Genomic DNA, 23,737 nt, shown 5'->3' on the forward strand with positions numbered 1-23,737 from the left:
CTACTCCTTGGAGGTGTTCGTTTCGAGAGGGTCGTTGACCGGGGCGGCGTCCGGGGCAGGCCCCGAGGCGTACGGGGCGACGGCCGCGGTGACTCCGCGTACCGGCAGCGGTTCGAGCGGGGCCCGGGACTGCCAGGTCTGCGGGTCGGCCGCCGTCCCGGGGCCCGATTCCGGCTCCGGGGCGGTGTCGGCCTCGGATTCGCTGCGGGCCTCGGCCAGTTGGATGCCCCGCCGGAAGGCCGCCATGAGTCCCGGGTCGTGCAGTGCCTGTTCGTCCTCGCTGCGCGGGGCCGGTGCCTCCCTCAACTGCGGGACCAGGTGCTCCTGGTTGGCGCGCCTGGGCAGTTGGGGCCGGCCCATGGTGCCGCGCACCACTCCGGGCTCGGCGTGGCGGGCATCGGGGGTGTCGTCCGTGGTCGGGATCGCGGGGGTGGACCCGTCCGGGGCGGTACGGTCCAGGCGCTCGGCGCGCAGCGGAAGCGGCGGGGCCTCGCCCTGGCCATGGTCGCCCTGTGCCTGCTGGGACGGTTGGTGCAGGCGCAGCGGCTGGCTGGGCACGTAGGGCTGGCGGACGGTGTTCGCCTGCGGACCCGGTGCGGTGCCCGTACCGGGGTTCAGGCTCACGCCCGGCGTCGGGCTCGGGTTCAGGCCCGAGGCCTGAGCCGGCCTGTGGTGGCCGGACCTGTCGTCCTCGGCCGGTGGACGGTGTACGGGGCCGGGGGGCGGGACCGGGGCGGCGCCGCCCTCGGCCGGGACATCCCCGTTCGCGCCCAGAAGGGACTGCGGGAGGACGAGTACGGCCTGTGTGCCGCCGTAGATGTTGCTCTGCAGCCGGACCGCGATGCCGTGCCGTCGGGCCAGCGAGGCGACGACGAACAGCCCGATCCGGCCGTCCTGGAGCAGATGGGCCACATTGACCTGGTCGGGGTCGGCGAGCAGGGCGTTCATCCGCTTCTGCTCGTTGCCCGGCATGCCGAGCCCCCGGTCCTCCACCTCCAGGGCCAGTCCGGCGGTGACCTGCTGGGCGCGCAGCAGCACTTGGGTGTGCGGGGCGGAGAACACGGTCGCGTTCTCCACCAGTTCGGCCAGCAGGTGGATCACGTCCGCCACGGCGTGGCCGCGCAGGGTGCCGGCGATCGGCGGCACGAGCTTGACCCGTGGATACTGCTCGACCTCGGCGATCGCCGAGCGCAGGACCTCGGTCATGGTGACCGGGTTGCTCCACTGGCGCCGGGAGACGGCACCGCCGAGGACGGCGAGGTTCTCGGCGTGCCTGCGGATGCGGGTGGCGAGATGGTCGACGTGGAAGAGGCCCTTGAGCAGGTCGGGGTCCTCGACCTCGTGCTCCAGCTCGTCGAGCAGCTGGATCTCGCGGTGCACCAGCGACTGCAGCCGACGGGCGAGATTGACGAAGACCTCGACCTTATGGTCCTCGCCGGAGTGGTCGAAGAGCCGGGACGCCTGGACGACCGCGGCCACGGCGGCCTCCTGCTGGCGGCCGAGTTCCTGGGCGAGCAGCTCGAAGCCGTCGCTGCCCGGAGCGGAGGGCTGCGCGGGCTTGCGGGCAGTCACCGGTTCGCCGTTGCGGAGCTGTTCCAGCACCCGCTGCAGTTCGGCCTGGCCCTGGGCGCTGGCACGGCGGAGCGCCAGACAGCGGCCGAAGACGGTGGTGGCGACGCGGTTGGCGGCGAGGTACGCGGCCAGCACCGCGGCGAGCGCCAGGGTTCCGGCGGAGCCCAGCGCGATCCAGAGTTCGCCGGAGAGACGGGCTCCGGTGGAGCGGGCGGTGAAGATGACCGCTGCGGCTCCGCTCAGTACCGCCACGACGGTCGGCAGCACCGCCGTGCGCAGGAGTTGGGGGCGTATACGCGCTTCGGGGGACAGCTGGGCGGCGCGCGGCCTGCCCGTGGCCGAGTGGGAACGGGCACCCGGTCGGCCGTGCCGTCCGCCCTCTCGGCGTTCCGGTCGCGCTTCGGGTGCGCGAAGTTGAGACATCAGTGTCCTCGGTACGTGGGGCACCAGGAATCGGCGTTCATGCGGTGGCACCTACGGTGGTCGGTCAGGCTCGGTTCATCGGTCGGGCAGGCTCGAAAGTCATGAGCCCACCGTTGATCACCGGCCACACACGGTAGTCGTCAAACAAGCGAGTGCGGCGGGCAGTTGTCGAACTTGCCCGCCATCCGTCCCGCTCTGGTATGACCGCTCGCACAAAAGGCCGATTACTCCGCATTGACGCCTGGTCGACCGACACCCGAATGGCCGATCGGAATGAGCCCATGAGCACACGAAACGACCCGGCCCGTCCGGTCGTGCCGGACGGGCCGGGCCGTGTGAGGTCATGCCCGTCCGTGCGCTCGCCCCGCGTGAGCGAGGGTCCCTCGGACGACGGCGGCCCTCAGGCCGACCGCAGCAGCGCCGCGTCTCCCGGCTCCAGGTCCTTGACCGTGAGCGTCATGGCGTCGGAAGAGGTACGCGCGCCGCGCCTGGGCCGCGCCGCGCCTGGGCCGCGCCGCACCGAACACCGCGGGGTGCGGGCCCGTCATGCTGAGCAGGGCGGTGATCCTGGACGTGAGGATCGGCGGGTCCGGCTCGTGGTCCCGGATCACGATGCGAGGACTTCTCCGGTGGCGACGGCCGCTGCCACGGTGCCGCCGATGACGACGGCCCAGGCAGCGACGAACGGGACGCGGGTGCTCCAGGCGCGCAACGCGGACGAGGACGCCGCGCGGGCCAGCAACACGTCGCGACCGCGTAGTACCGCAAGGCCGACGCCGGTCAGGGTCAGCGCCATGCCGGCGCCGAACGCCAACACCATCGCGACGGCCGTGCCGACCCGGCCCGTCAGCAGTCCGCCGAGGAGCACGAGGAATGCCGACGGGGAGGGGAGCAGGCCGCCGGACGTGCCGAGCAGCAGGATGCCACGCCAGGTGAGCAAGGACGTGGTCGTCGGGATGTGGTGGCTGTGGTCGTGGTGGTGCTCATGGCTGTGCCCGTGGTGGTGACCATGGCCGTGGCCGTGCTTCCGGTTGATCAGGTGACGCCGGAGCAGGCCGACGCCCACGGCGACCACGACCAGGGCCGCGATCAACTGCAGCCAGTTCGTCACCGCGGCGACGTCAGGTGCGTGCTGGGCGGCGAGCCACCAGCCCAGGGCAAGTGCGGTGACCGATGCCGTGTGCATGACCGCCACAATGGCGCCGAGCCACAGTGCGTCCCGTGCCCTGCCCCGGCCGCCTACGAGGTACCCGGCCACGAGTGACTTCCCGTGACCGGGAGCACAGGCGTGGAAGGCGCCCACCGCCGCCGAGACGAGAAGGGCCAGTGGCAGTGCGGCTCCGTGGTCCAGCAGTGCCGCAAGGTCTGTGGTCCACACGCTCGTCGTCGCCGCGGACGCGGTGGCGGAGCTGTCGGCTCCGCCGAGGGTCAGGGTATGGGTGGGGGCGCTCGCCGTGTGCAGGCCGCCGCCGCCCTTCTCCGTCACCGAGATGGTGCGGTAGGCGCGGTTGACGTCGGTCAGCGCGGTGATGGTGAGGGCGATCGTGTCCACGGGTTCGGGGCAGCGGTATCGCACCACGGCGCCCCTGCTCGCGAGCTGCAGGGTGTCCGCCTTGCCCGGTCGGCACTCACGTCCGTCCTGGCGCACGGTGATGTGCGAGCCGAGATAGGCCGCCTCGTCCCCCTCGGCCGCCTGGTGCAGGACGTCCAGGTCGTCCTGCTGGGCGGACCAGGTGATCTCGACGCTACGGCCGTCGGCCTTGACCTGGGCGACCGGCGGGGTGCCGAAGGGGTGCGCCTCGGCCGCGCCTGCGGCGCCCAGCAGTGTCAGTGCGGCGGCCAGGCCGATCAGCAGGAAACGGGCGGCGTGGGTGCGGGTGGTGCGGAGGGTGTGCACTGTGATGGTCCCGTCGGGAGTGGAGCGCCGCGAGTCGCCTCCCTTGGCGGGGAGGCGACTCGCGGACGGTGGATCAGTGCTCGCGCAAGTGGCGGGCGGCCAGGGCGTGGAGCGTGCCGTCGTCGGTGAGAGCGAAGACGTAGTCACCGCTGACGGAGAGCGCCGAGGCCACGCCGGCGCCCAGGTTGTACTCGGTCAGCAGCTTGCCGGTGGTGCGTTCCAGGACGACCAGGCGGCCGTCGCGGGTACCCGCGTACACCAGGTCCTTGGTGACCAGAGCGTGCGCGGTGGGCGATCCGGGGCCCTCGGTGCACCCCTTGGCGACGTTCCACTTGTCGTCCAGCGGACTCCTGCCTGGCTGGTAGCCGACCTCGGTCTCCCAGATCGGCTCCGCCGGGTGGGCCGCGCCGGTGTCGTAGGCGCGGATGACGCCGTCACGGCCGGCGACGTAGGCGGTGCTGCCCCAGATCGCGGGGCTGGTCAGCGGGGGCGGGCCGGGCTCGCAGGCGCTGCCGCCGCCCAGCGGGGCCTGCCACAGGACCTCACCGGTGCTGAGGTCGTGCCCGCGGACGCCGCTGTTCGTCATCGTCACCAGCTGCGGGGTACCCGTGGCCGGGTCGGTCAGGGCCGGGGAGGAGTGACTGGCTATGTCGCCGTTGGTGTCCTTCGCCCACAGCTGGCTGCATCCGACGAGGTCCATGGCGACCACCGTGTTGCTGGATCCGCTGTGCAGGTAGGCGATGTCGGAGCCGGGCTGCCGGACAGCCGTGCTGTGGAACTGGCCCCAGCTCGCCGCTCCCCCGAAGCCGCCCAGCAGGTCTCCGGTCCTGGCGTCACGGCACTCGATCCTGTCCCAGTTCTGGTAGACGGCGACCGTGCGCGGTTCGGCCTTCAGGTCGAAGACGGTGACCGGGCCACCGGCCCGGCCGTACCGGCGTACGGTCTCGCCGTGCTGCTGTTCGTCCTCGATCTTCTGCCAGACGACATGGCCGTCCTCGGCGTCCAGCGCGTAGATCCGGCCGACGGCGGTCGTGATGTAGACCTTGCCGTCGTGGTAGGCCGGTACCGACTCGGCGTCACCGTCCAGATAGGTGCGCCAGATCTCGCGGCCGGACTCGATGTCGTAGGCCAGCATCATGTGGTGCGGCGAGTCGAACGCCCTGGAGGAGACGATCACCTTGCCGTCCACGACGACCGAACCGTTGAGGTTGAACTGCTCGCCGGTGTTGGCCGCCCACTGCAGGTCGAGCTCGGTGCCGGGGTTGTCGCCGCTGTCGGAGCGGCCCGCCTCGTCGCGGCCCTGACGCAGCCAGTCCTGGCCGGTCCTCGGCGCGGCGATCTTGCCTTCGGGCTTCACCGTGAAGGTGTTGGTGACGGTGGGCCACGCCTTGCCCCGGGTGTCGACCGCGGTCATCGCGGCCGTGTAGGTGCCCGGCTTCATGCCGGGGAGGCTGCCGCCGGCCCGGGTCCAGGAGGTCCGGGCGGCCGGGCAGGGCTCGGTGGCACCACCGGGGGCCTCGTAGCAGTTCTCGACACCGGTCCTGCGGGCCTTGGCGCCGAACCCCATCCGGTCCTTGTGCCAGCGGATGTGGCCGCGGGAGTCGCGAATGGTCAGCGAGGCCGTGGCAGGGGTTCGCCCGGCGTCCTCGGCGTACAGCTCGATCGGGATTCCGGCGCTGTTGCCGTGCACACTGCCCTGGGCGGGGCTGACCAGCGCGACCGCGTCGTGGACATCGAACTGGCGGTGGGTGCCCATGACATAGCCGGTGTCCTCGTTCCGCCCTGTCCTCGGGTCGTCGTAGATGCCCTTGAAGTCGAGGATCTTGAAGTCCGGGTGGGAACCGTCGATGCCGTAGGTGCCCTGGTTGTTGACCTCGACCGAGCGGTCGAATGCACCACGGCGGTACTCGGCCTGCTGGTTGTGGCCCGCGGCGAAGAGCCGCACATCGTACTTGGACAGCTCGTCGACAGTAGGCTGCATGCCGGCGCCGGGTCCCCACACGGTGAACAGGGACCGGTGTGCGAAGACGAGCACCTGCTTGCCGGCCGCGTGGCGCCTGAGGTCCTCGCGCAACCACTCCAGCTGCGGCTTCAGGCCGCTGGAGTCGTAGTTGTCCTCGAGGACGACGATGTGCCGGCCGTTGCGGTCGAAGCTGTACCACTCGGGACCGAGGTTGCGGCGGTAGTACTCCAGGCTGCCGCCGTAGCCCTGCGAGGTGGCGGTGCCGCCGACGTCGTGGTTGCCGACGACGGGGTAGAAGGGCATGCCGAGCCCGCCATCGGCCAGGCCCTTGCGCAGGATGTCGTATCCGGCCTGGCGGCGCGGCTCGTCCGCGTAGTCGGTCACGGTGTTGTCACCGGTCGCGATGGCCATGGTGGCGCCGTCGACCTCGGACATCGTCTCGACCTGCCCGGTCCACTGCGGCAGGGTGGAACGCGCCGCGCCGTCCGAGGTGTTGGACACCTCGATGTCGGAGTTCATCACCCACTTCTCACGGGGGTCGGCAGCGTTCTCGTCCGGCACGAGGGCGAAGTCGATGCCGGAGCCGCCGTCCTCCGGAACCCTGTGGAAGAACTGCGGGACGTAGTCGTCACGCAGTGCCGGGGTGTAGCCGTTCGGAGAGACGACACTGACGAGGTCGGTCTCCCGGCGGGTCGGGTCCATCTGCAGGCTGTACGAGCCGTCGGGGCCGGTCGTCGTCCAGACGGAGCCGTCCGTGACATCGACCCCGGACATCGGAGTCTCGCCCGCGTCGTGCCGGCCGTTGCCGTTGGTGTCCTTGAAGACCGTGCCGGTGACCGTGTTCGCTGTCGCCGCTGCCGCCTGCGCGAGCGGCGCGGCCGTTGCCACCTGAGGGGCCAGGCAGGACAGCGCCACCACGCCGATGGTGGCCAGCTTCACCGGCTTGCGGCTGACGCCGGCCTTGGCGGCCGGCCGGGCGAGCCGGAGTCGTCCGGTGCGGATCTGCCACACCGCGAGCAGCAGCGCGGCGGCCAGCGCGACGCCGAGTGACACCTCCGCCCACGGGAAGGCGGGGAGCGCGTGGGCGCCCGACGCGTCGACAACGGGGGTCTGCGCGTTGGCATTGGCCGTGGTGCCGTCGAACTCGGCGACGACCTGGGTCAGCCCGCCCTGCTTCAGCATCGCGCTCAGGTCGAGCTTGTCGACGTGGCAGTTCCACGCGAGCTCGACCACGACCCCGCCGGGGACGCCGCCCGAGTCTCCGGCGACGCCGGAGCCGGTGGCGGGGCAACCGGAGGCGCTCAGCAGATTCGAGGCCCAGGCGCCCGCGTTCTGCGGTGACGCCACGTCACGGTGGATGATCAGACGCCCGCTCGTGACGTCGTTCTTGGTGGAGATGACGAGTTCGCCGTGCTGCGGCGACACATGCGCCGCAGCGGGCTGCGTACAGAAGCCCAGGACGAGGTAGAGCAGCGCAAGGCCTAGACCTGCTGCTTTGCTGATAAATCTCATGGGCCAGGAGGCTAGTTCGACCGGACAGCCTGCCAATCGGTAAAGAGCGATCTTCATCGAAGGGCCCACGGAAATTCATGCGAGGGTGTACGGGGCCACCCACGGCGGCGCCGCCCGGCGTCGGGAACACGGACTCGACCCCGCGCAGCGCAAGAGCCTGTGCGTGCCGCCGGTGGCGGCCGGTCCGTGGAGTGGTCCGACGACCGCACCGGCCGGGTGCGGCCGCCTTCCGCATCACAACTCCACCTGCAGGCTGCCCATCGGGCGGAACTCCCGCATTCCACCCGCCTGCCGCCAAGTACATTGGCCTGGAAGGCACTTGTGCCGTCCATCCGGTGCGCGATTCACGTGTGGCCGCACATCGCAGCGGGTGCTGGCGGGAAGCCGACATGAGCCCTCCCCGCCAAGATCTGCCCTGGACCGGGCGACACCGGCCAACCACACTCTTCGCAGCACTCGGGAATCACCCTCTCCCGAGTCCGATGAAGAGAGGGATCCATGACAAGAGTTCCCCCGAAACGCAGAGCCGGGCTGATGTCGGCCGGGCTCGCACTCATCCTGCTGCCGGCCGGTATGGCAGCGCAGGCAGCCGCAGCCGGACCGGACGGCGGCAGCCAGGCAGCCGCGCACACCAGCGCCGAAGCCGCACGCCTCACGGCCACCGCCCACGCCACCCACACCGTCACTCTCGTCACCGGCGACAAGGTCACCGTCACCGACCTCGGCCGGGGCAGCAGTACGGTCAGCGTGGACCGCCCGAAGGACGCCACCGGAGCCGTCCGCACCGAGTCGGCGAACGGCCACGTCACCGTCACCCCTGACGAGGCGCTGCCGTACCTGCGCGCCGGCACCCTCGACGCGCGGCTCTTCGACGTGACCGAGCTGATACGCCAGGGCTTCGCCGACGGAGACGAAGGCGCGGCGGACGGGCTGCCGTTGATCGTCACCTACGGCAGGAACGCGCGGACGGCTCCGAGTGTGCCGCAGGGCGCCGAGAAGGTGCGGTCCCTGCCCAGCCTCGACGGGGCTGCGGTCCGCGCCGGCCAGGAGCGCGAATTCTGGCGGTCCGTGGCTCCGCATGCCACCAAGTCCGGTGCGCGCACCGCGACTTCGGGTGAGGCGCGCTTCGCCGACGGTATCGAGAAGGTCTGGCTCGACGGGCGCGTCAAGGGCGACATGGCCGAGTCCAACGCGCAGATCGGCACGCCGCAGGCCTGGGAGTCCGGACTCACCGGCAAGGGAGTGACGGTCGCCGTGCTGGACACCGGCGTCGACGCCGGACACCCGGATCTCGCGGGACGCGTCTCCCGGTCGAAGAGCTTCATCGAGGGGCAGGAGGTCGCCGACCGCAATGGACACGGCACCCATGTCACCTCCACCGTCGGCGGTACCGGCGCCGCGTCGGACGGCAAGGAGAAGGGTGTCGCGCCCGACGCCACCCTCGCCGTCGGCAAGGTCCTCAGCGACCAGGGTTTCGGCAGCGAGTCGCAGATCATCGCCGGGATGGAGTGGGCCTCGCAGGACGTGCACGCCAAGGTCGTCTCGATGAGCCTCGGCTCATCGGAGGGCAGCGACGGCACCGACCCGATGGCGCAGGCCGTGAACACGCTCTCCAAGGAGACCGGCGCCCTCTTCGTCATCGCCGCCGGGAACGCCGGCGCCCCCGGCACGATCGGCTCACCCGGCGCCGCCGACTCCGCGCTCACCGTGGGCGCCGTCGACTCCGCCGACCGGGCCGCGTCCTTCACCAGCCAGGGCCCTCGCACCGGCGACAACGCCCTCAAGCCCGACGTGTCCGCGCCCGGCGTGAGCATCCTCGCCGCCCGCTCCCAGCTGATCAGCGGCAGCGGCTACTACACCTCGCTGAGCGGTACGTCGATGGCGACGCCGCATGTCGCGGGCGTCGCCGCGCTGCTCGCCCAGAAGCACCCCGACTGGACCGGCGCGCAGCTCAAGGACGCGCTGATGTCGACCTCGAAGCAGCTCGGCGCGTCCGCGTACGCACTGGGTGCGGGCCGGGTCTCCGTGCCCGCCGCGATCGACGCGCGGATCACCGCGACCGGCAGCGCCGACCTGGGCTTCCACAGCTGGCCCTACGCGGACGACAAGCCGGTGACCAGGACGCTCACCTACTCCAACTCCTCGGACCAGCCGGTCGAGCTGAGCCTGGCCGCGCAGGGCGCTCCCGACGGCGTCGTCTCGCTCGCCGACACGTCGCTGACCGTGCCCGCGCACGGCACCGCGTCCACCACGGTGACCGGTGACGGCGCGAAGGCCACTGTCGGCAACACCAGCGGACAGATCGTGGCGAGCGCCGACGGTGCCCCCGTCGCACACACCGCCTTCGGCCTGGTGAAGGAGGAGGAGCGGTACACGCTCACCGTCCACGTCAAGGACCGCGACGGCGCCCCGACCGCCGCATACGTCGCGCTGCAGCAACTCGTCGAGGGCAGCGACCCGTTGCCGGCGCATGTCGGCGACTCCGGCACCCTGACGCTGCGGCTGAAGCCGGGCGCGTACAGCCTGGCTTCCTACCTCGACGTGCGCGGCAGCCACGGTGCCGATTCGCTCGGCCTCGGCTTCCTCGCCGCCCCCCAGATCGCCCTTGACCAGGACCGCGAGGTCACCCTGGACGGGCGGCAGCTGAAGGAGATCAGCGCCAAGGTCGACCGGCGCACCGAGACCCGGCAGATGGTCATGGAGTACAGCCGCAAGGCGAACGGCGCCGACCTGCTCGGCGCGGTCCAGGTGCCGCCGACCTACGACAGCATCTTCGCCGCCCCCACCGACAAGGTCACCGACGGCACCTTCGAGTACCGCACGGTCTGGCGGCTCGGCAAGCCGCTCCTGGAGGTCGAGGCGGGCGGCAGGCCGCTGGACGATGCCACCGTCCAGGCCGGCAGCACCGTCACCGACAGCCGCAGCACTGTGCCCGTCGTCGACGCGGGCAGCGGGGCACCGGCCGACTACACCGGCAAGGACGTGCGCGGCAAGGCCGTCGTCGTCCGCGCCACCGGCGCGATCTCGCCGGTCGAGCTGGCTCAGGCGGCCGAGGACGCGGGCGCCAGGACCCTGTTCGTCACGGACGACAAGCCGGGCCGGCTGATGAACTGGTTCGGCAACGCCGACCGCACCGACCGGTCGATGCTCATCGCCACGGTCAACGCCGCGGACGGCGCCCGGCTGATGGCCGCGGCCAAGTCCGGCAAGCGCGTAAAGCTCACGAGCACCCGCAACACGCCCTACGTCTACGACCTGTCCGACGGCCACCCCGGCGCCATCCCGGACCACCTGGCGTACACCCCGAAGAAGAGCGAACTCGCCCGGCTGGACGACAAGTTCCACGCGGCGAAGCCCACCCGGGGCGGCGAGTTCCGCTTCTCCATCACCGACACCTTCCGTATCGGCGTCGGCCTCCTGGAGCGCATCGACTACCCGGCCGAGCGCACCGCCTACGTCTCCACGGGACCCGGCCAGAAGTGGCACGAGTCCGTGATCACCGTGCCCCGCGGGATCGAGGAGCGCAGCGGGCTGATCACCTACCGGGGCGGCACCCGCAGTGAGGTCGACTGGTTCAAGCCGGTCTGGCACCCCTGGCTCGGCACCGGGCTCGCCTGGGGCCAGCAGCGGGCCGGGAACGACCTCCAGTTCAACACCCCCGGCTGGGGCGACTCCGGCCCCGACCACACCGGTTTCGGCGACGTGTGGAACGACACTTCGGTCAAGCAGACCACCGAGGTCTACGTCGACGGGGCGCGCGTCGACCGGCGCACCGGCTCGGCCGGGTACGTGCGGAAAGCCGATCCGGCCGAGCACACCTACAAGGTCGTCACCGACACCGCGCTCGACCCCGAGCGCTGGAAGCTGTCCACGAAGGGCCACTCCGAGTGGACCTTCAAGTCCGCCGCGACGCCCGCCGACAAGTGGACGGTGCTTCCGCTGCTCAACCTCGGCTTCGATGTCGACACCGACCTCGCGGGCAACGTCCGCGCCGGGCAGCGCCTGCCCGTCGGGATCTACTCCGAGTACGTCAAGGGCGCGACGGACACCGGGACCATCAGCGACGGCACCCTCCAGGTGTCGTATGACGACGGCCGGACCTGGACGTCCGTGGGCCTGGACCGCGACGGGTACAAGGCCGCCTGGCGCGGCACCCTGAAGGTGCCCGCCGACGCGCAGTTCGTCTCGCTGCGCGCGTCCGCCGGCGACGACCGGGGCGGCCAGGTCACCCAGGAGATCATCCGGGCGGTCGGCGTGAAGTGACGCGCTCCGGCCACCGGGCCATGGGGTGAGCCGTACGCGGCGCACCCCCGAATGACAGACGGCGCCGTCTCCCCTGTACCCGGGAGACGGCGCCGCTCGTCGATTCGGCCTCCGTCGGCTCGGCGGACGACTGCGTCATCGCGTTCTGGCTCTCGTCCTGCCCCGGGTCACCGCTCACCCGCGAGGTCGAGATCGCGTTCGTCCTGACTCCGGGAAACGCCCGTTGCCTCACCGCGGCGCCAGGGGTGCCGGAGCGGAGCGGCCACGGACCGCCACCAGGGATCGAGGGGAAGCGTTCCCGCGGGCTCGAAGGGTTCGCCCGGCCGGGGGACGGCGATCGGCTGCCCCGCCCCGGCGGCGGCGTCCATCGTCCACTCGGCCGGTTCGGCCCAGGCGTGGAAAGCCAGGCTGAACGTTCCCCAGTGGATCGGCAGCAGCACGCCGTGGGGCTTGCGTCCTTGCAGGTCGAGGTGGGCTTCCACGCCCTCGGCAGGCGTCATGTGGATGTCCGGCCACGCCCCGGGGAGCGGTGTGGTGTCGGTGTGGTTCTCGGGCCAGTACTGGGAGTACGCACCGATCTGGATCATCGTCGCGTCGAACGGGCCGTGCTCGGCGCCGATGTCCTCGAAACCGGGGAAATAGCCGGTGTCTCCGCTGTGGTAGATCCGGTGCTCGGGGCCGGTGACGACCCAGGACGCCCAGAGCGTGTGCTGCTGGTTGCGCAGCCCTCGGCCGCAGAAATGGCGCGCCGGGGTGGCGGTCAGCCTGATCCCGGCGATGTTCGTGGTCTCGTTCCAGTCCAGTTCGCGCATCCGGTCGGTGGACACGCCCCACCGCTCCAGGTGGGCGCCGACACCCAGCGGGACGGCGAACACCGTGTCCGTGCCGGCGAGGGCCCGGATCGTCGGGAGGTCGAGGTGGTCGTAGTGGTCGTGCGAGATCACCACCGCGTCCACCGGCCCGAGCGCGGCGAGCGGCAGCGGGACGGGGTGCAGCCGCTTGGGGCCGGCGAAGGCGAAGGGGGAACAGCGCTCGCCCCAGACCGGGTCGAAGAGCACCCGTCGGCCGTCGATCTCGGCGAGCACACTGGAATGACCCATCCAGGTGAGCCGCAGCCCCGTGGCGGGCGGCTCGGCGAGGTCCGCGTAGGTGGTGGCGTGGACGGGCACGGTGCCGGCCGGTGCCCTGCGTGCCCGCTCCTCCTTGCGGAAGTAGACCTTGGCGAACTCCAGGGCCGATCCGGACGGCTTGGTCCGCGCCCCCACCGGGTTCTGGAAGACCCCGTCGGCGAAGTTGGGCGAGCGGCGGATGCGCTCCATGCGGGCACCGCCCGGGTCCGCGCCGAATGCGGCGGGGCGCAGCGAGCGCAGCCGGGTGCGGAGCGGAGGCAGGGGGTCGGCGCCGGTCACAGCATCTCCTGGGGGAGTCGGTCTCGTCTCATTATGGGCGGGGGGTACGTCGGTGCGAGAGCGGAGAGTCCGGGGTAGGAGCGTCCGGCAGTAGGCAGCGCGGGTGAAGGAGCGGGGCTGGGGTGCGTGCATCGCAAGGCGGAGGATTGAAGCATGGCAAATGGGGCCTCCCCTGCTCGAGCGAAGCCGAGAGCTTGGGGAACGTGGTGATTGACGACAACGCCGCGAGGCGCGTGCCCCAGCCCCGCGACGCCGCGAGGCCTGCTGCCGGGCGCTCTCAGCCGGCCGGACCGGGCCGCGTCAGCCACGCGGCTGCCCGTACACGTGCTCGATGCGCAGCCGCAGCACGATGCGCCGGTCCCGGACCATGGCACTGCGGTAGTCGTCCCAGTCGGGGTGTTCGCCCTGGACGTCGCGGTAGAGCGCGACGAGCTCCTCCACCGTCGCGTCCTGCGGATCGGCGGCGACCGGGGACAGCTCGGCGGTGGCGTCCGCGACCGTCCACGCCCAGCGGTCGGCGCTGGTGACGTGGTAGCTCGCCCGGGGGTCGCGGCGCAGGTTCCTCGTCTTCGCCCGGTCGTCGGTGATCGAGACGCGGACGATCCGCTCCCCGGGGTAGTAGAAGTGGTTGACATTGGACAGCTGGGGCCTGCCGTCCCGCTTGAGTGTCACGAGCACTCCGCCGCTCTCCTCGGCGAGCAACCCCAGCAGCGCTTCCTGCTTTGCGTCGAATCCCGTCATGCCGGGTCCAACGTCCGTACCCGTCGCAGGATTCCGCATCCGCCCGGACAGTGATGTCACATCCGGGTACCCCTCGTCCGTCGCATCGGTGCAATCGGCCCCGTGGCACCGCCCCGGGGTATCGGAGCCGTACCGAAGGAGACCGGCCATGACCTCTCGAATCCCGCTCGACCCGCCCCGTACTCTGCTTTTCCGCGCCGTGTCGTGGTACTCGAACCGGACGTTCGGCAAGGTCATCGATCCGCTTCGGGCCGCCGCCCACCACACCGGGGTGCTGTGGGCCACGTCCCGGTTCGAGCTGTCGGCGGGCCGCTGGAAGAAGCTGGACGCGCAGCTCAAGGCGCTGGCCGTGATGGCGTCGGCGGCCACCATCGGCTGCAGCTGGTGCATGGACTTCGGCTACTGGGAGAACCACCGGCACGGCATGGACCCGCGCAAGCTGCGCGATGTGCCGGTGTGGCGGGAGAGCGAGGTGTACACCCCGCTGGAGCGTGACGTCATGGAGTACGCGGAGGCGATGAGCGTCACTCCGCCGGAGGTCGGCGACGAGTTGGCGCAGCGGCTGCGGGCCGCGCTCGGCGATGCGGCGTTCGTGGAGCTCACGACGATGGTCGCGGTGGAGAACATGCGCTCCCGGACGAATTCCGCTCTCGGCCTGACCAGTCAGGGCTTCAAGGACCGGTGCGAGGTGGAACGCCCCGCGAACCGCTGACCCGGCAACCCGGCCGGTACTTCCGCCCGGGTTCGGCCCGTGCGGCGGGTGGCTGCCATGGCAGCCACCCGCCATCGCGGACGACAGCGGAAGGGTGCTGGCCCGCAATGCCGCACCGGGATGCGCCACGTTCGACCTGCCGCGCGAGAAGGGCTGGTACCGGCTGACCGTCGATGCCACCCGTACGTCGCCGGACCCGGTGACATGGATGCTCGGGACCAGGGTCACCAGCGAATGGCGGCTGCGCTCCGGGCGCGAGAAGTCGGCCGCCCCGGCCCGGCTGCTGGACCTCGATTACCAGTTTCCGCTCTCCGGCGAGAACGCGGCCGACCCCGGAAAGCCGCTCGACTACACGGTCGGTCTCACCGCGCAGGGGTGAGCGAAGGCGCTGCCCATCGCCTCGTTGAAGGTCTGGTACGCCACGGACGGCACCGGCTGGAAGCCGGCCACGGCGGCCCGTGGCGCCGACGGCCGCTGAAGGTCACCGTGCCGGCGCTCGGGACCGCCGAGGTCGATCTGAGATCCACCGTCACGGACGCCTCGGGTGCCTCGCTGACGGAGACGCTGATCGACGCGTACAACTCCGGCTGCGCCGACATCTGGTGCTGACGGCGCGGGCCGGCGCCCGGGGCGCCGGTTGAGGAAGGGGGGCGGGGTCGTGGACGGCTCCGCCCCCGCTCTTCCCGCGCCTGGCATATTCGCTAGGGTGACGCCGTGGCGAGAGTGCGGTTGAGCGTGGCGGAGCGACGTGAGGAGCTGCTGCGCGCTGCCATCGAACAGATCGAGGTACGGGGCGTCTCGGCGGTCCGGATCGCCGATGTGGCCGCCGTGCTCGGAGTGAGCAACGCGCTCGTGCTCTATCACTTCTCGACCAAGGAGAAACTGGTCGCGGCGGCTTTCGCGCATGCCGCCGAGGCCGACCTCGCCCAGCTGCGCAAGGTGCTGGGCCGCCGCACCAGTGCGGTACGGCGGCTGCGCGCCGCCGTCCGCTGGTACGCGCCGACGGGGCAGGCCAAGGGGTGGCGGCTGTGGATCGAGGGCTGGGCCGCCTCGCTGCGCGACCCGGCGCTGCGCAATGTGGCCGGCGACCTCGACCAGCAGTGGAAGGCCGAACTGGCGGAGGTCATCGAAGAGGGCGCCGCCGCCGGTGAGTTCCACTGCGACGACCCGATGTCCGCGGCCTGGCGGCTGACCGCCCTGCTGGACGGCCTGGCCGTCCAGACGACTTCGTACGCGGGCCCGCTCTCCCGGGCCACGATGCTGGCCTGGACCGACGAGGCACTCGCCCGCGAACTCGGCATCGACCACGAGGCACTGACGGCCTGAGCCCGCCCGCCCCGTCGGCGCTCCGGGCCGTGGTCCGGCCGCGCGGTCCGGGCGGCCGGCGATGGTCAGGTCTGGCGCACCGGTGCGTACTCCTCGCCCTGAAGTCCGAACGTCCACGCCACACCGTCCTTCGCGGTCCTCGTCCTCGGCGGCACCCGAAGCCAGTAGACGCGGTGCGTGCCGTCCGGCTCCGGGGTGGAATTGACCACCTCGACCATCACCACGTCCTCGTCGCCGTCCATCGCGATGCGCCAGAGCACGCCCGTCTCGTCGCGGTGCACCGGCTCGGCGCCGGATTCGGTGAGGTAGCGGTCGTATCCGTAGAACTCCAGCATCACGCGGCGCAGTTCCGCGTTCTCCTCCTCACGTATCCGCTTCGGGGTGAGGGAGTTCAGCTCCTCCAGGAACTCGGCGGGCACGGGCATGCCGCGCCAGGCGTGGAGGGCGAAGCCGTCACGGAAGGCGAGCGCCGGGCCGTCCCCGCGGTCGAGCCGGCCCGCCTCGTCCCGGTGCAGCACCTCCGGGCGCTCGCTGATCACCACGGCGCGCTCGTAGGGCCACCACCAGCCCGCGTGCCTGGCCACCTCGGCCAGACCGTCGAGCCGGTCGCCCCGGCCGTCGAAAGCGGCGAGCCAGGCCGCGTCGTGCTGGCCGAGGACCGCGTCGAGCAGCACCAGCCGGACGTCGGACTCGTCCTCGGGGCGCTGGGCGAGATCCGCGACCACACCGGCCCTGATCCGCTCGGCGAGCGCCGCGGTGGTCTCCCAGAGCTGCGCGCCCGTGGCGGACCACAGCGCGGACCAGCCCGCCGGACCCAGTTCGTCATACATCCGGCGGCGCTCCTGCGCCCAGGGCCGGGTCCTTATCTCGTCGCGCACCGAGCGCCCGGCGTCGACGAGCTTCTCGACGGCCTCCACCGCGGCCCTGGGCGAATCGACCCAGACGATCCGCTCCGGCTCGGCGAGTCCGGCGCTGCGGTAGGCGAGCCGCAGCCCGTCCTCGGCCGCGGACCGGTCGGCCGCGCCGGTCGCCGCTGCCACGGCCCGCCATGAGTCCACGTACTGCATCGGTCTTCCCCGTCCCCTGTGTTCTGCGATCGGTGTTCTGTGTGTTGTGTGCTGCGTGTTGTGCATTGCGTGCTGTGTTGTGCGTGACGCGCTGCGCGTCGTGCGACGCGGGGTCTCCGGGCCCCTTGCCCGGAAGCCGTCAGTCCGCGACGACGCGGAACGCGCCCGGTGTGTACTCCCGCTGGCGCACCACGCGGTACCAGCCCTTCGACAGCGGGATCACCGCGTGCTCCTCGTGCACCACCCGTCCGCCCTCGGGGAGATGGAGCAGCATCGGCCCGAACACCCCCGCCTCGCGCATCAGCCGGCCCGGCCCCTGGACCGCGTGGGCATGGCCGGTGACCTCGCCCAGCGCGAGGACCATACGGCCCTTGCCGTCCCTCGGCTCACCCGGCGCGTCCACGAGATGCGCGGGCACCGCCGACTCGTCCAACGACACGATCAGTACATCGCCCTGCCGGTACACAGACGTCTCCCCTCGATGGCCGCACCCGCTGTGCCGGCCACGGAGAAAACGCTACGGGGAGGGTCTGACAATCGACCGGCGGGCGGCCCGGACCGTCGCGCCGGTCCCGGTCGCGCCGTTGTCAGTGCGGCTTGATAAACCTTGTGGACATCAGCCCGTCCCCCAGTACCAGGAGCTCAGGGTCATGTCCGGTGTGGACCATCTGCACGAGTTGCTCGGCCTTCCCACTGTCGACTTCCAGCACACGACGGGTGAGGCGCCCGTGCAGGCCGCCGATGCGGCAGCCTGGCGCATCTCGGTCGATCCGTACGAAGACGAATCCGAGACGACCTGGGAGGAGGCCTTCCAGGCGTTCCTCAAGGCGGTCGACCCGGCCGGGGTGCGGGCCCTGATCGTCGGTCAGTGGGGCGAGTCGTACGAGGAGGACTCGTCCTACCCGATCGATCTGATCATCGCCGCCGCCGACCGGCTGACCTCGCTGGAGGCCGTCTTCGTCGGCGACATGATCTCGGAGGAGAACGAGATCTCCTGGATCGAGCAGACGGATGTCACGGCGCTGCTGAAGGCCTTCCCCGGGCTGCTGGAACTGGGTGTGCGCGGCGGCACCGGCCTGGAATTCTCCGCCACGAAGCACGAGCGGCTGCGTTCGCTGACCATCGAGACCGGCGGTCTGCCGGTCGGGGTGATCCGGGGCATTCTGGACAGCGAGCTGCCCGCGCTGGAGCGGCTCGACCTCTGGCTCGGTGTCTCCGCGTACGGGGGCGACGCCGATGTGGCCGACCTGGCCCCGCTGCTCTCCGGTACCCGCTTCCCCCGGCTCACCCATCTCGGTCTGCGCAACAGCGAGCTGCAGAACGAGATCGCGGCGGCCGTGGCCTCCGCCCCCGTCATCGCCCAGCTGCGTGTCCTCGATCTGTCCAACGGCACCATGGGCGACGAGGGCGCGGCGGCGCTGCTGGACGGCCAGCCGCTGACCCATCTCGAACAGCTCGATCTGCACCACCACTTCATGACCGAGCCGATGGAGCGCCGGATCGTGCAGGCGCTGGAGCCCCACGGTGTGCGGGTCGATGTGTCGGAGCGCGAGGAGCCCTGGGGCAACCGCGGCATCGAGGGCCGCTACACCTCGGCCTCGGAGTAACGCACCATGACTGACATCGAACACCCCGAGTCGTTCCACGGCCTGCCCGTCCACACCCTTCCCGGGCCCGGCCGGGCCACCGATGCCCCGCTCCCGGACGCCGGTTCGGTCGCGTGGCGGCTGGAGAGCGCCTGGCAGGGCGATCTGACGTTCGGCCCGCTGTGGCAGCACTTCCTCGACACGGTCGACACGACACAGGTACGGGCCCTGGTGATCGGCGCCTGGTGGCAGGAGGAGTACGAGCCGTTCGCCCCGGTCGTCGATCTGCTGGTCGCTCACGCCGACCGTTTCCCCGCCCTGCGGGCGCTGTTCCTCGCCGATGTCGTCAGCGAGGAATGCGAATTGTCGTGGCTGGAGATGTGCGACATCACCCCGGTGGTAGAGGCGTTCGGGGAGCTGGAGGAGCTGACGGTGCGCGGCTCCGGCGAAGAGGTCGGCGACCGGCCGGTGATCGGGCTGCGGCCGGTGCGGCACAAGTCGCTCAAGTCACTGCGGTTCGAGTCCGGCGGGCTCCCGTCCGACGTCGTGCGCGCGATCGGCGCCTCCGAACTGCCCGCGCTGGAACGGCTCGAACTCTGGCTCGGCGTCACCGAGTACGGCGGGGACAGCACGGTCGAGGACCTCGCCCCGCTGCTCTCCGGTGCGACGTTCCCCGCCCTGCGCCATCTGGGGCTGCAGAACAGTGAGATCCAGGACGAGATCGCGGCCGCCGTGGCCTCCGCCCCGGTGGTCGCCCAGCTGGAATCGCTCTCCCTCGCGATGGGGACCCTGGGCGACGAAGGCGCCGAGGCACTGCTCTCGGGCCAGCCGCTCACCCACCTGAAGTCGCTGGATCTGCACCACCACTACATGAGCGACCCGATGGTGGAACGTCTGAGGAACCTGCTCGGAACCGAGCGGGTGAACGGCGAGATCGACGATGTCGAGTACTGGGATCCGGAAGAGGGCATCGACCGCTATGTCGCCGTCAGCGAGTAGTACGGCGGGCCGGGTGCCGCGCTTCGCCGTCGTGGGTGTGCCCGGCAACCGCCGGGTCACGTTCTTCCAGGACGCCGTGCGCGCCGCCGGGCTGCCGGCGGCGCGCGTCGTGCCCTGGTCGGCGGTCCTGCGCGGCGAAGCCGTCTTCCTGCCCGGCGAGACCGTACGGCTGGACTCGCCGGGTGAGGACGCCGAGGTGGAGCGGCTTCTGCGGAGCGTCGACGATCCGACCAGGGTCGAGGGATCCGCCCTCTGGTACGCCCGGTTCACCGAGGCCGTGCGGACGGTGGCGCGGGCGGCGTCCGCTGCCGGTGCCGAACTGCTCGACGACCCCGGTGATGTCGCGGTCCTCTTCGACAAGCGGCTCTGCCATGGGGTACTGGACGGGGCCGGGGTGCCGGTCCCGGCGTCACCGACCTCCGGGGCCGCGGCACCCGTGGTGCGGGACTGGGCGGACGTACGCGAGCGGATGGCGGACCACGGCATGTCCAGGGTCTTCGTGAAGCTCGCGCACGGCTCGTCCGCCTCGGGGGTCCTGGCCGTGGAGACGGCCGGGCCGGGCCGCATCAGGGCCACCACCTCGGTGGAGCGCGATGCGTCCGGCCGGCTCTTCAACTCCCTGCGGGTGCGCCGCATCACGACGGAGCCGGAGATCGCGGCGGTCGTCGACGCGCTCGCACCCGACGGGCTGCACATCGAGCGCTGGCTGCCCAAGGCCACCCGGCACGGCCGGGCGACGGACCTTCGGGTCGTGGTGGTGGACGGCCGGGCCACCCACGCCGTGGTACGCACCAGCCACTCCCCCATGACCAATCTTCACCTCGGCGGCGAGCGCGGAGATCTCGACGCCGTCCGCGCGGCCGTCGAGGCGGCGGGCGGCAGCTGGAGCGGGGCCCTGGCCGTGTGCGAACGGGCCGCGGCCTGCTTCCCGGACACCCTGTGCGTGGGTGTCGATCTGCTGCCCGCGACCGGCTGGCGGCGCTTCGCCGTCGGCGAGGTCAACGCCTTCGGCGATCTGCTGCCGCGCCTGACCGGGCTTCCCGGCAGCGGCGCCGAGGGACTGGACACGTACGCGGCGCAGGTCGCCGCCGTACAGAACAGAGCAAGGAACCACCGTGCAACCGCCACCGCCTGACACTGCCCCCACCCCCGCGGACGCCGTGAACCCGGATATTAATGAACCGGACATGAGCGGGATCGTGGGCAGCCACGATCTGCTGCTCGTCACCCTCGACACACTGCGCTACGACGTGGCGGTGGAGCTCGCCGCCGAAGGGCGCATTCCGCATCTGGCACGTCATCTGCCGGGCGGTGTCTGGGAGAAGCGGCATGCGCCGGGAAGCTTCACCTACGCCTCCCACCAGGCGATCTTCGCGGGATTTCTGCCGACACCGGCCGGCCCCGGACCGCACCCCCGGCTGTTCGCGGCGCGTTTCGCGGGCAGTGAGTCCACTGCCTCCGGCACCTTCGTCTACGACACGCCGGATCTGCTCTCCGGCCTCGCCGAGGTGGGCTACCGCACGGTGTGCATCGGCGGTGTCGGCTTCTTCAACCGGCAGCCGCCGCTCGGTTCCGTACTGCCGGACATGTTCCAGGAGAGCCACTGGGAGCCGGAGTTCGGCGTGGCGTCCCCCACCTCCTTCGAGGCCCAGGTGACCCGTGCCGAGCAGGTCGTCGCCGGACTCCCGGCGGAGCAGCGGCTGTTCCTCTTCGTCAATGTGTCCGCCCTGCACCAGCCCAACTGGTTCCACCGGCCGGGGGCCACCCGCGAGGCGGGCGACTCCCGCGCCACCCACGCCGCCGCCCTGGAGTACGTCGACGCCCACATCGGCAGGCTCTTCGCCGCCGCGAGCAGCCGCCGCCGCTGCTTCGCCATCGTCTGCTCGGACCACGGCACGGCGTACGGGGACGACGGATACACCGGGCACCGGCTCGGTCACGAGTCCGTCTGGACCGTTCCGTACGCGCACTTCTTCCTGGAACCGGGGGCCACCGCACCATGAGCCGCACCACGACCGCCGCACCGGCCGTCCGGCCGTACCAGAGCTATGTGTACGCCTACCCGCACAAGACCGCCTACCGGCCGCTCGCCGACCGGCCGGAGCTGCGCGAGCTGTGGGCGGCCGAGCGCAAGGACGCGCTCTCGCTCTACCTGCACATCCCGTTCTGCGAGGTCCGCTGCGGCTTCTGCAATCTGTTCACCCGGATCGGTGCCCCAGGCGAGCTGACGACCCGGTACCTCGACGCGCTGGACCGGCAGGCCGCCGCGGTCCGGGACGCACTGGGCGACGACGGTCCGGTGCGGTTCGCCGCGGCGGCGTTCGGCGGGGGTACGCCCACGTTCCTGACCGCGGCGGAGCTTGAGCGGCTCTGCGACATCGCGGAGAAGCGGATGGGGGCCGACCTGCGGTCCGTTCCGCTCTCGGTCGAGACGTCGCCGTCGACCGCGACGGCCGACCGGCTGGCCGTCCTCGCCGACCGCGGGACGACCAGGATCAGCATCGGGGTGCAGAGCTTCGTCGAGGCCGAGGCGCGGGCCGCCGTGCGCCCGCAGCGCCGTGCCGATGTGGAGGCGGCGCTGGACCGGATACGTGACGCCCGCATCCCGGTCCTCAACATCGACCTGATCTACGGCATCGACGGGCAGACCGAGGAGAGCTGGCGCACCTCGCTGGACGCGGCGCTCGGCTGGCGGCCGGAGGAGCTGTACCTCTATCCTCTGTACGTGCGCCCCCTGACCGGGCTGGGCCGGCTCGGTGCCGACAGCGAGGCCGCGGCAGATGCGTCGGACGCGGCCTGGGACGAGCAGCGGCTTCGGCTGTACCGCGCGGGCCGGGACCACCTACTGGCCCATGGCTACGAGCAGGTGTCGATGCGGATGTTCCGCCGCGCCGACGCCCCGCGGACGGACGGGCCCGACGACTACGCCTGCCAGACCGACGGCATGATCGGCCTGGGGTGCGGAGCCCGTTCGTACACCACGAAACTGCACTACTCCTTCGACTACGCGGTGGAGATGCGGGAGGTGCGGGCGATCATCGACGGCTACACCGCCACCGAGAACTTCTCGCACGCGGAGGTCGGACGGTACGTCGACGGCGACGAGGCTCGCCGGCGCCACCTGCTTCAGTCGGTGCTCCAGGCCGAGGGGCTGCCGCTGGCCGACTACCGGGAGCGGTTCGGCACCTCGCCGGCCGACGACTTCCCCCTTGAGCTGGCCCGGTTCGAGGCGCGCGGCTGGCTCGACGCGTCGGCCGGGGCGTCCGGACGGCTGCGGCTCTCCACCGAAGGCCTGGCCCACTCCGACGCGCTGGGCCCGGATCTCTTCTCCCCCGGGGTACGCGCCGCGATGGCCGCGTACGAACTGAAGTGAGTGCGCCGATGGACCTGACGATCCTCTACCGCGGGCCGCTCTCCTCGTGCGACTACGACTGTCCGTACTGCCCGTTCGCCAAGCGGCGCGACAGCCGGGAGCAGCTGCGCGCCGACCGGGCCGCGCTGGAGCGGTTCACGGCGTGGGCCGCGGCGCAGACCGGCGACCGGATCTCGGTCCTGTTCACGCCGTGGGGCGAGGGCCTGGTCCGCTCCTGGTACCGCCGTGCCCTGGTCGAGCTGGCGCAGCTGCCGCACATCCGCCGGGTCGCGATCCAGACCAACATCAGCAGCCGTACGGGGTGGCTGGCCGAGGCAGGTGGGGCGGGCCGCGAGAAGATCGCGCTGTGGTGCACGTACCACCCGGGGCAGACACCGTACGAGCGGTTCCTCGACAAGTGCCGGGAGCTGACCGCGCTCGGCATCCGCCACAGCGTCGGTGTGGTCGGGCTCGACGACCATCTCGACGAGGCGCGACGTCTGCGCGCCGCACTGCCGGACGAGGTCTATCTCTGGGTGAACGCGGCGGAGGGGCACACGTACACGGACGAGGAGGCGGACCGCTGGACGGCCATCGACCCGCTCTTCCCGTACAGCCGGCATCCGCACCGGTCGGCCGGGCTGCCCTGCCGGACCGGTGAGTCGGTCATCTCGGTGGACGGTGACGGCACCGTGCGCCGCTGCCATTTCGTACCGGCGGAGCTGGGCAATCTCTACGACGGGAGCTACCGGCGGGCGCTCGGTCCGCGCGCCTGTCCGCTGGCGGTCTGCGACTGCCACATCGGGTACGTGCACCTGGAGACGCTTCCGCTGTACGACGTCTTCGCGGGCGGTGTGCTGGAGCGGATCCCGGCGGCTGTGCTGCCGTCGCTCGCCGGACCGGCCTGAGGTTCAG

18 protein-coding genes are annotated in these 23,737 nt (G+C 71.5%); 11 read left to right on the forward strand and 7 right to left on the reverse strand.

What is annotated here, in order from left to right:
• The 3 genes from ACFYY7_RS31470 to ACFYY7_RS31480 all read right to left on the reverse strand — a co-directional run bounded on the left by ACFYY7_RS31470 (window position 1) and on the right by ACFYY7_RS31480 (window position 7,367).
• Entirely contained in the window at window positions 1-1,995 is a 1,995-nt protein-coding gene (locus ACFYY7_RS31470) for an ATP-binding protein (protein WP_388667117.1), read from the reverse strand.
• 607 nt (window positions 1,996-2,602) lie between these two features.
• Window positions 2,603-3,892, reverse strand: a complete 1,290-nt coding sequence (locus tag ACFYY7_RS31475) for a hypothetical protein (RefSeq protein ID WP_388667120.1) — start codon at window positions 3,890-3,892, stop codon at window positions 2,603-2,605.
• Between the two features lie 73 nt (window positions 3,893-3,965).
• The gene (locus tag ACFYY7_RS31480) at window positions 3,966-7,367 is read right to left on the reverse strand and encodes a PQQ-binding-like beta-propeller repeat protein (protein ID WP_388667122.1); all 3,402 of its coding nucleotides are present in this window, start codon (window positions 7,365-7,367) and stop codon (window positions 3,966-3,968) included.
• 498 nt (window positions 7,368-7,865) lie between these two features.
• On the opposite strand from ACFYY7_RS31480, the gene ACFYY7_RS31485 reads away from it, so the two are divergent.
• Window positions 7,866-11,630, forward strand: a complete 3,765-nt coding sequence (locus ACFYY7_RS31485; protein WP_388667125.1) for a S8 family serine peptidase — start codon at window positions 7,866-7,868, stop codon at window positions 11,628-11,630.
• Between the two features lie 167 nt (window positions 11,631-11,797).
• Here the strand turns inward: ACFYY7_RS31485 and ACFYY7_RS31490 are convergent, their stop codons facing one another.
• Both ACFYY7_RS31490 and ACFYY7_RS31495 read right to left on the reverse strand, forming a co-directional pair.
• Window positions 11,798-13,039, reverse strand: a complete 1,242-nt coding sequence (locus ACFYY7_RS31490; protein WP_388667127.1) for an MBL fold metallo-hydrolase — start codon at window positions 13,037-13,039, stop codon at window positions 11,798-11,800.
• Between the two features lie 300 nt (window positions 13,040-13,339).
• The gene (locus ACFYY7_RS31495; protein ID WP_388667130.1) at window positions 13,340-13,780 is read right to left on the reverse strand and encodes a PPOX class F420-dependent oxidoreductase; all 441 of its coding nucleotides are present in this window, start codon (window positions 13,778-13,780) and stop codon (window positions 13,340-13,342) included.
• Window positions 13,781-13,928: 148 nt separating this feature from the next.
• Between ACFYY7_RS31495 and ACFYY7_RS31500 the strand changes: the two genes are divergently transcribed.
• The 4 genes from ACFYY7_RS31500 (at window position 13,929) to ACFYY7_RS31515 (ending at window position 15,818) form a co-directional block, all read left to right on the forward strand.
• Window positions 13,929-14,492, forward strand: a complete 564-nt coding sequence (locus ACFYY7_RS31500) for a carboxymuconolactone decarboxylase family protein (RefSeq protein WP_388667133.1) — start codon at window positions 13,929-13,931, stop codon at window positions 14,490-14,492.
• Between the two features lie 94 nt (window positions 14,493-14,586).
• The gene (locus tag ACFYY7_RS31505) at window positions 14,587-14,871 is read left to right on the forward strand and encodes a hypothetical protein (RefSeq protein WP_388667136.1); all 285 of its coding nucleotides are present in this window, start codon (window positions 14,587-14,589) and stop codon (window positions 14,869-14,871) included.
• Entirely contained in the window at window positions 14,868-15,101 is a 234-nt protein-coding gene (locus ACFYY7_RS31510; RefSeq protein ID WP_388667139.1) for a hypothetical protein, read from the forward strand. The genes ACFYY7_RS31505 and ACFYY7_RS31510 overlap by 4 nt, the downstream gene beginning before the upstream one ends.
• A 126-nt stretch (window positions 15,102-15,227) precedes the next feature.
• Window positions 15,228-15,818 carry a TetR/AcrR family transcriptional regulator gene (locus ACFYY7_RS31515; protein WP_266727884.1) on the forward strand — a complete coding sequence of 197 codons (591 nt, stop codon included), beginning with the start codon at window positions 15,228-15,230 and terminating at the stop codon, window positions 15,816-15,818.
• 65 nt (window positions 15,819-15,883) lie between these two features.
• On the opposite strand, the gene ACFYY7_RS31520 is transcribed toward ACFYY7_RS31515, so the two are convergent.
• Both ACFYY7_RS31520 and ACFYY7_RS31525 read right to left on the reverse strand, forming a co-directional pair.
• The gene (locus ACFYY7_RS31520; RefSeq protein WP_388667142.1) at window positions 15,884-16,885 is read right to left on the reverse strand and encodes a DUF6745 domain-containing protein; all 1,002 of its coding nucleotides are present in this window, start codon (window positions 16,883-16,885) and stop codon (window positions 15,884-15,886) included.
• 139 nt (window positions 16,886-17,024) lie between these two features.
• Entirely contained in the window at window positions 17,025-17,351 is a 327-nt protein-coding gene (locus ACFYY7_RS31525; protein WP_266727887.1) for a hypothetical protein, read from the reverse strand.
• Window positions 17,352-17,535: 184 nt separating this feature from the next.
• Between ACFYY7_RS31525 and ACFYY7_RS31530 the strand changes: the two genes are divergently transcribed.
• Genes ACFYY7_RS31530 through ACFYY7_RS31555 form a run of 6 tightly spaced genes read left to right on the forward strand, consistent with a single transcriptional unit; the run spans window position 17,536 to window position 23,730 of the window.
• Complete coding sequence (locus tag ACFYY7_RS31530; RefSeq protein WP_388667145.1) at window positions 17,536-18,492, forward strand: STM4015 family protein; 957 nt, start codon at window positions 17,536-17,538, stop codon at window positions 18,490-18,492.
• 6 nt (window positions 18,493-18,498) lie between these two features.
• Window positions 18,499-19,470 (forward strand): STM4015 family protein, encoded by a 972-nt coding sequence (locus ACFYY7_RS31535; protein WP_388667148.1) that lies wholly within the window; start codon window positions 18,499-18,501, stop codon window positions 19,468-19,470.
• Window positions 19,451-20,605: an STM4014 family protein gene (locus ACFYY7_RS31540; RefSeq protein WP_388667151.1), complete on the forward strand. Its 1,155-nt coding sequence runs from the start codon at window positions 19,451-19,453 to the stop codon at window positions 20,603-20,605. The genes ACFYY7_RS31535 and ACFYY7_RS31540 overlap by 20 nt, the downstream gene beginning before the upstream one ends.
• Before the next feature lie 52 nt (window positions 20,606-20,657).
• On the forward strand, window positions 20,658-21,473 hold the full coding sequence (locus ACFYY7_RS31545) for an STM4013/SEN3800 family hydrolase (protein ID WP_383718575.1): 816 nt from the start codon (window positions 20,658-20,660) through the stop codon (window positions 21,471-21,473).
• Complete coding sequence (locus tag ACFYY7_RS31550) at window positions 21,470-22,843, forward strand: STM4012 family radical SAM protein (protein WP_388667154.1); 1,374 nt, start codon at window positions 21,470-21,472, stop codon at window positions 22,841-22,843. The genes ACFYY7_RS31545 and ACFYY7_RS31550 overlap by 4 nt, the downstream gene beginning before the upstream one ends.
• 8 nt (window positions 22,844-22,851) lie before the next feature.
• On the forward strand, window positions 22,852-23,730 hold the full coding sequence (locus tag ACFYY7_RS31555; protein WP_388667156.1) for an STM4011 family radical SAM protein: 879 nt from the start codon (window positions 22,852-22,854) through the stop codon (window positions 23,728-23,730).
• Window positions 23,731-23,737: the final 7 nt, after the last annotated feature.

This window comes from Streptomyces sp. NPDC001933, assembly GCF_042890955.1.
GTDB lineage: Bacteria > Actinomycetota > Actinomycetes > Streptomycetales > Streptomycetaceae > Streptomyces.

Excerpts from the sequence above, each read along its gene's own strand:
- ACFYY7_RS31470 (WP_388667117.1), bottom strand. The coding sequence starts at position 1,995 with ATGTCTCAACTTCGCGCACCCGAAGCGCGACCGGAACGCCGAGAGGGC.
- ACFYY7_RS31480 (WP_388667122.1), bottom strand. The coding sequence starts at position 7,367 with ATGAGATTTATCAGCAAAGCAGCAGGTCTAGGCCTTGCGCTGCTCTAC.
- ACFYY7_RS31485 (WP_388667125.1), top strand. The coding sequence starts at position 7,866 with ATGACAAGAGTTCCCCCGAAACGCAGAGCCGGGCTGATGTCGGCCGGG.
- ACFYY7_RS31495 (WP_388667130.1), bottom strand. The coding sequence starts at position 13,780 with ATGACGGGATTCGACGCAAAGCAGGAAGCGCTGCTGGGGTTGCTCGCC.
- ACFYY7_RS31500 (WP_388667133.1), top strand. The coding sequence starts at position 13,929 with ATGACCTCTCGAATCCCGCTCGACCCGCCCCGTACTCTGCTTTTCCGC.
- ACFYY7_RS31520 (WP_388667142.1), bottom strand. The coding sequence starts at position 16,885 with ATGCAGTACGTGGACTCATGGCGGGCCGTGGCAGCGGCGACCGGCGCG.
- ACFYY7_RS31530 (WP_388667145.1), top strand. The coding sequence starts at position 17,536 with ATGTCCGGTGTGGACCATCTGCACGAGTTGCTCGGCCTTCCCACTGTC.
- ACFYY7_RS31535 (WP_388667148.1), top strand. The coding sequence starts at position 18,499 with ATGACTGACATCGAACACCCCGAGTCGTTCCACGGCCTGCCCGTCCAC.
- ACFYY7_RS31540 (WP_388667151.1), top strand. The coding sequence starts at position 19,451 with ATGTCGCCGTCAGCGAGTAGTACGGCGGGCCGGGTGCCGCGCTTCGCC.
- ACFYY7_RS31545 (WP_383718575.1), top strand. The coding sequence starts at position 20,658 with ATGAGCGGGATCGTGGGCAGCCACGATCTGCTGCTCGTCACCCTCGAC.
- ACFYY7_RS31550 (WP_388667154.1), top strand. The coding sequence starts at position 21,470 with ATGAGCCGCACCACGACCGCCGCACCGGCCGTCCGGCCGTACCAGAGC.
- ACFYY7_RS31555 (WP_388667156.1), top strand. The coding sequence starts at position 22,852 with ATGGACCTGACGATCCTCTACCGCGGGCCGCTCTCCTCGTGCGACTAC.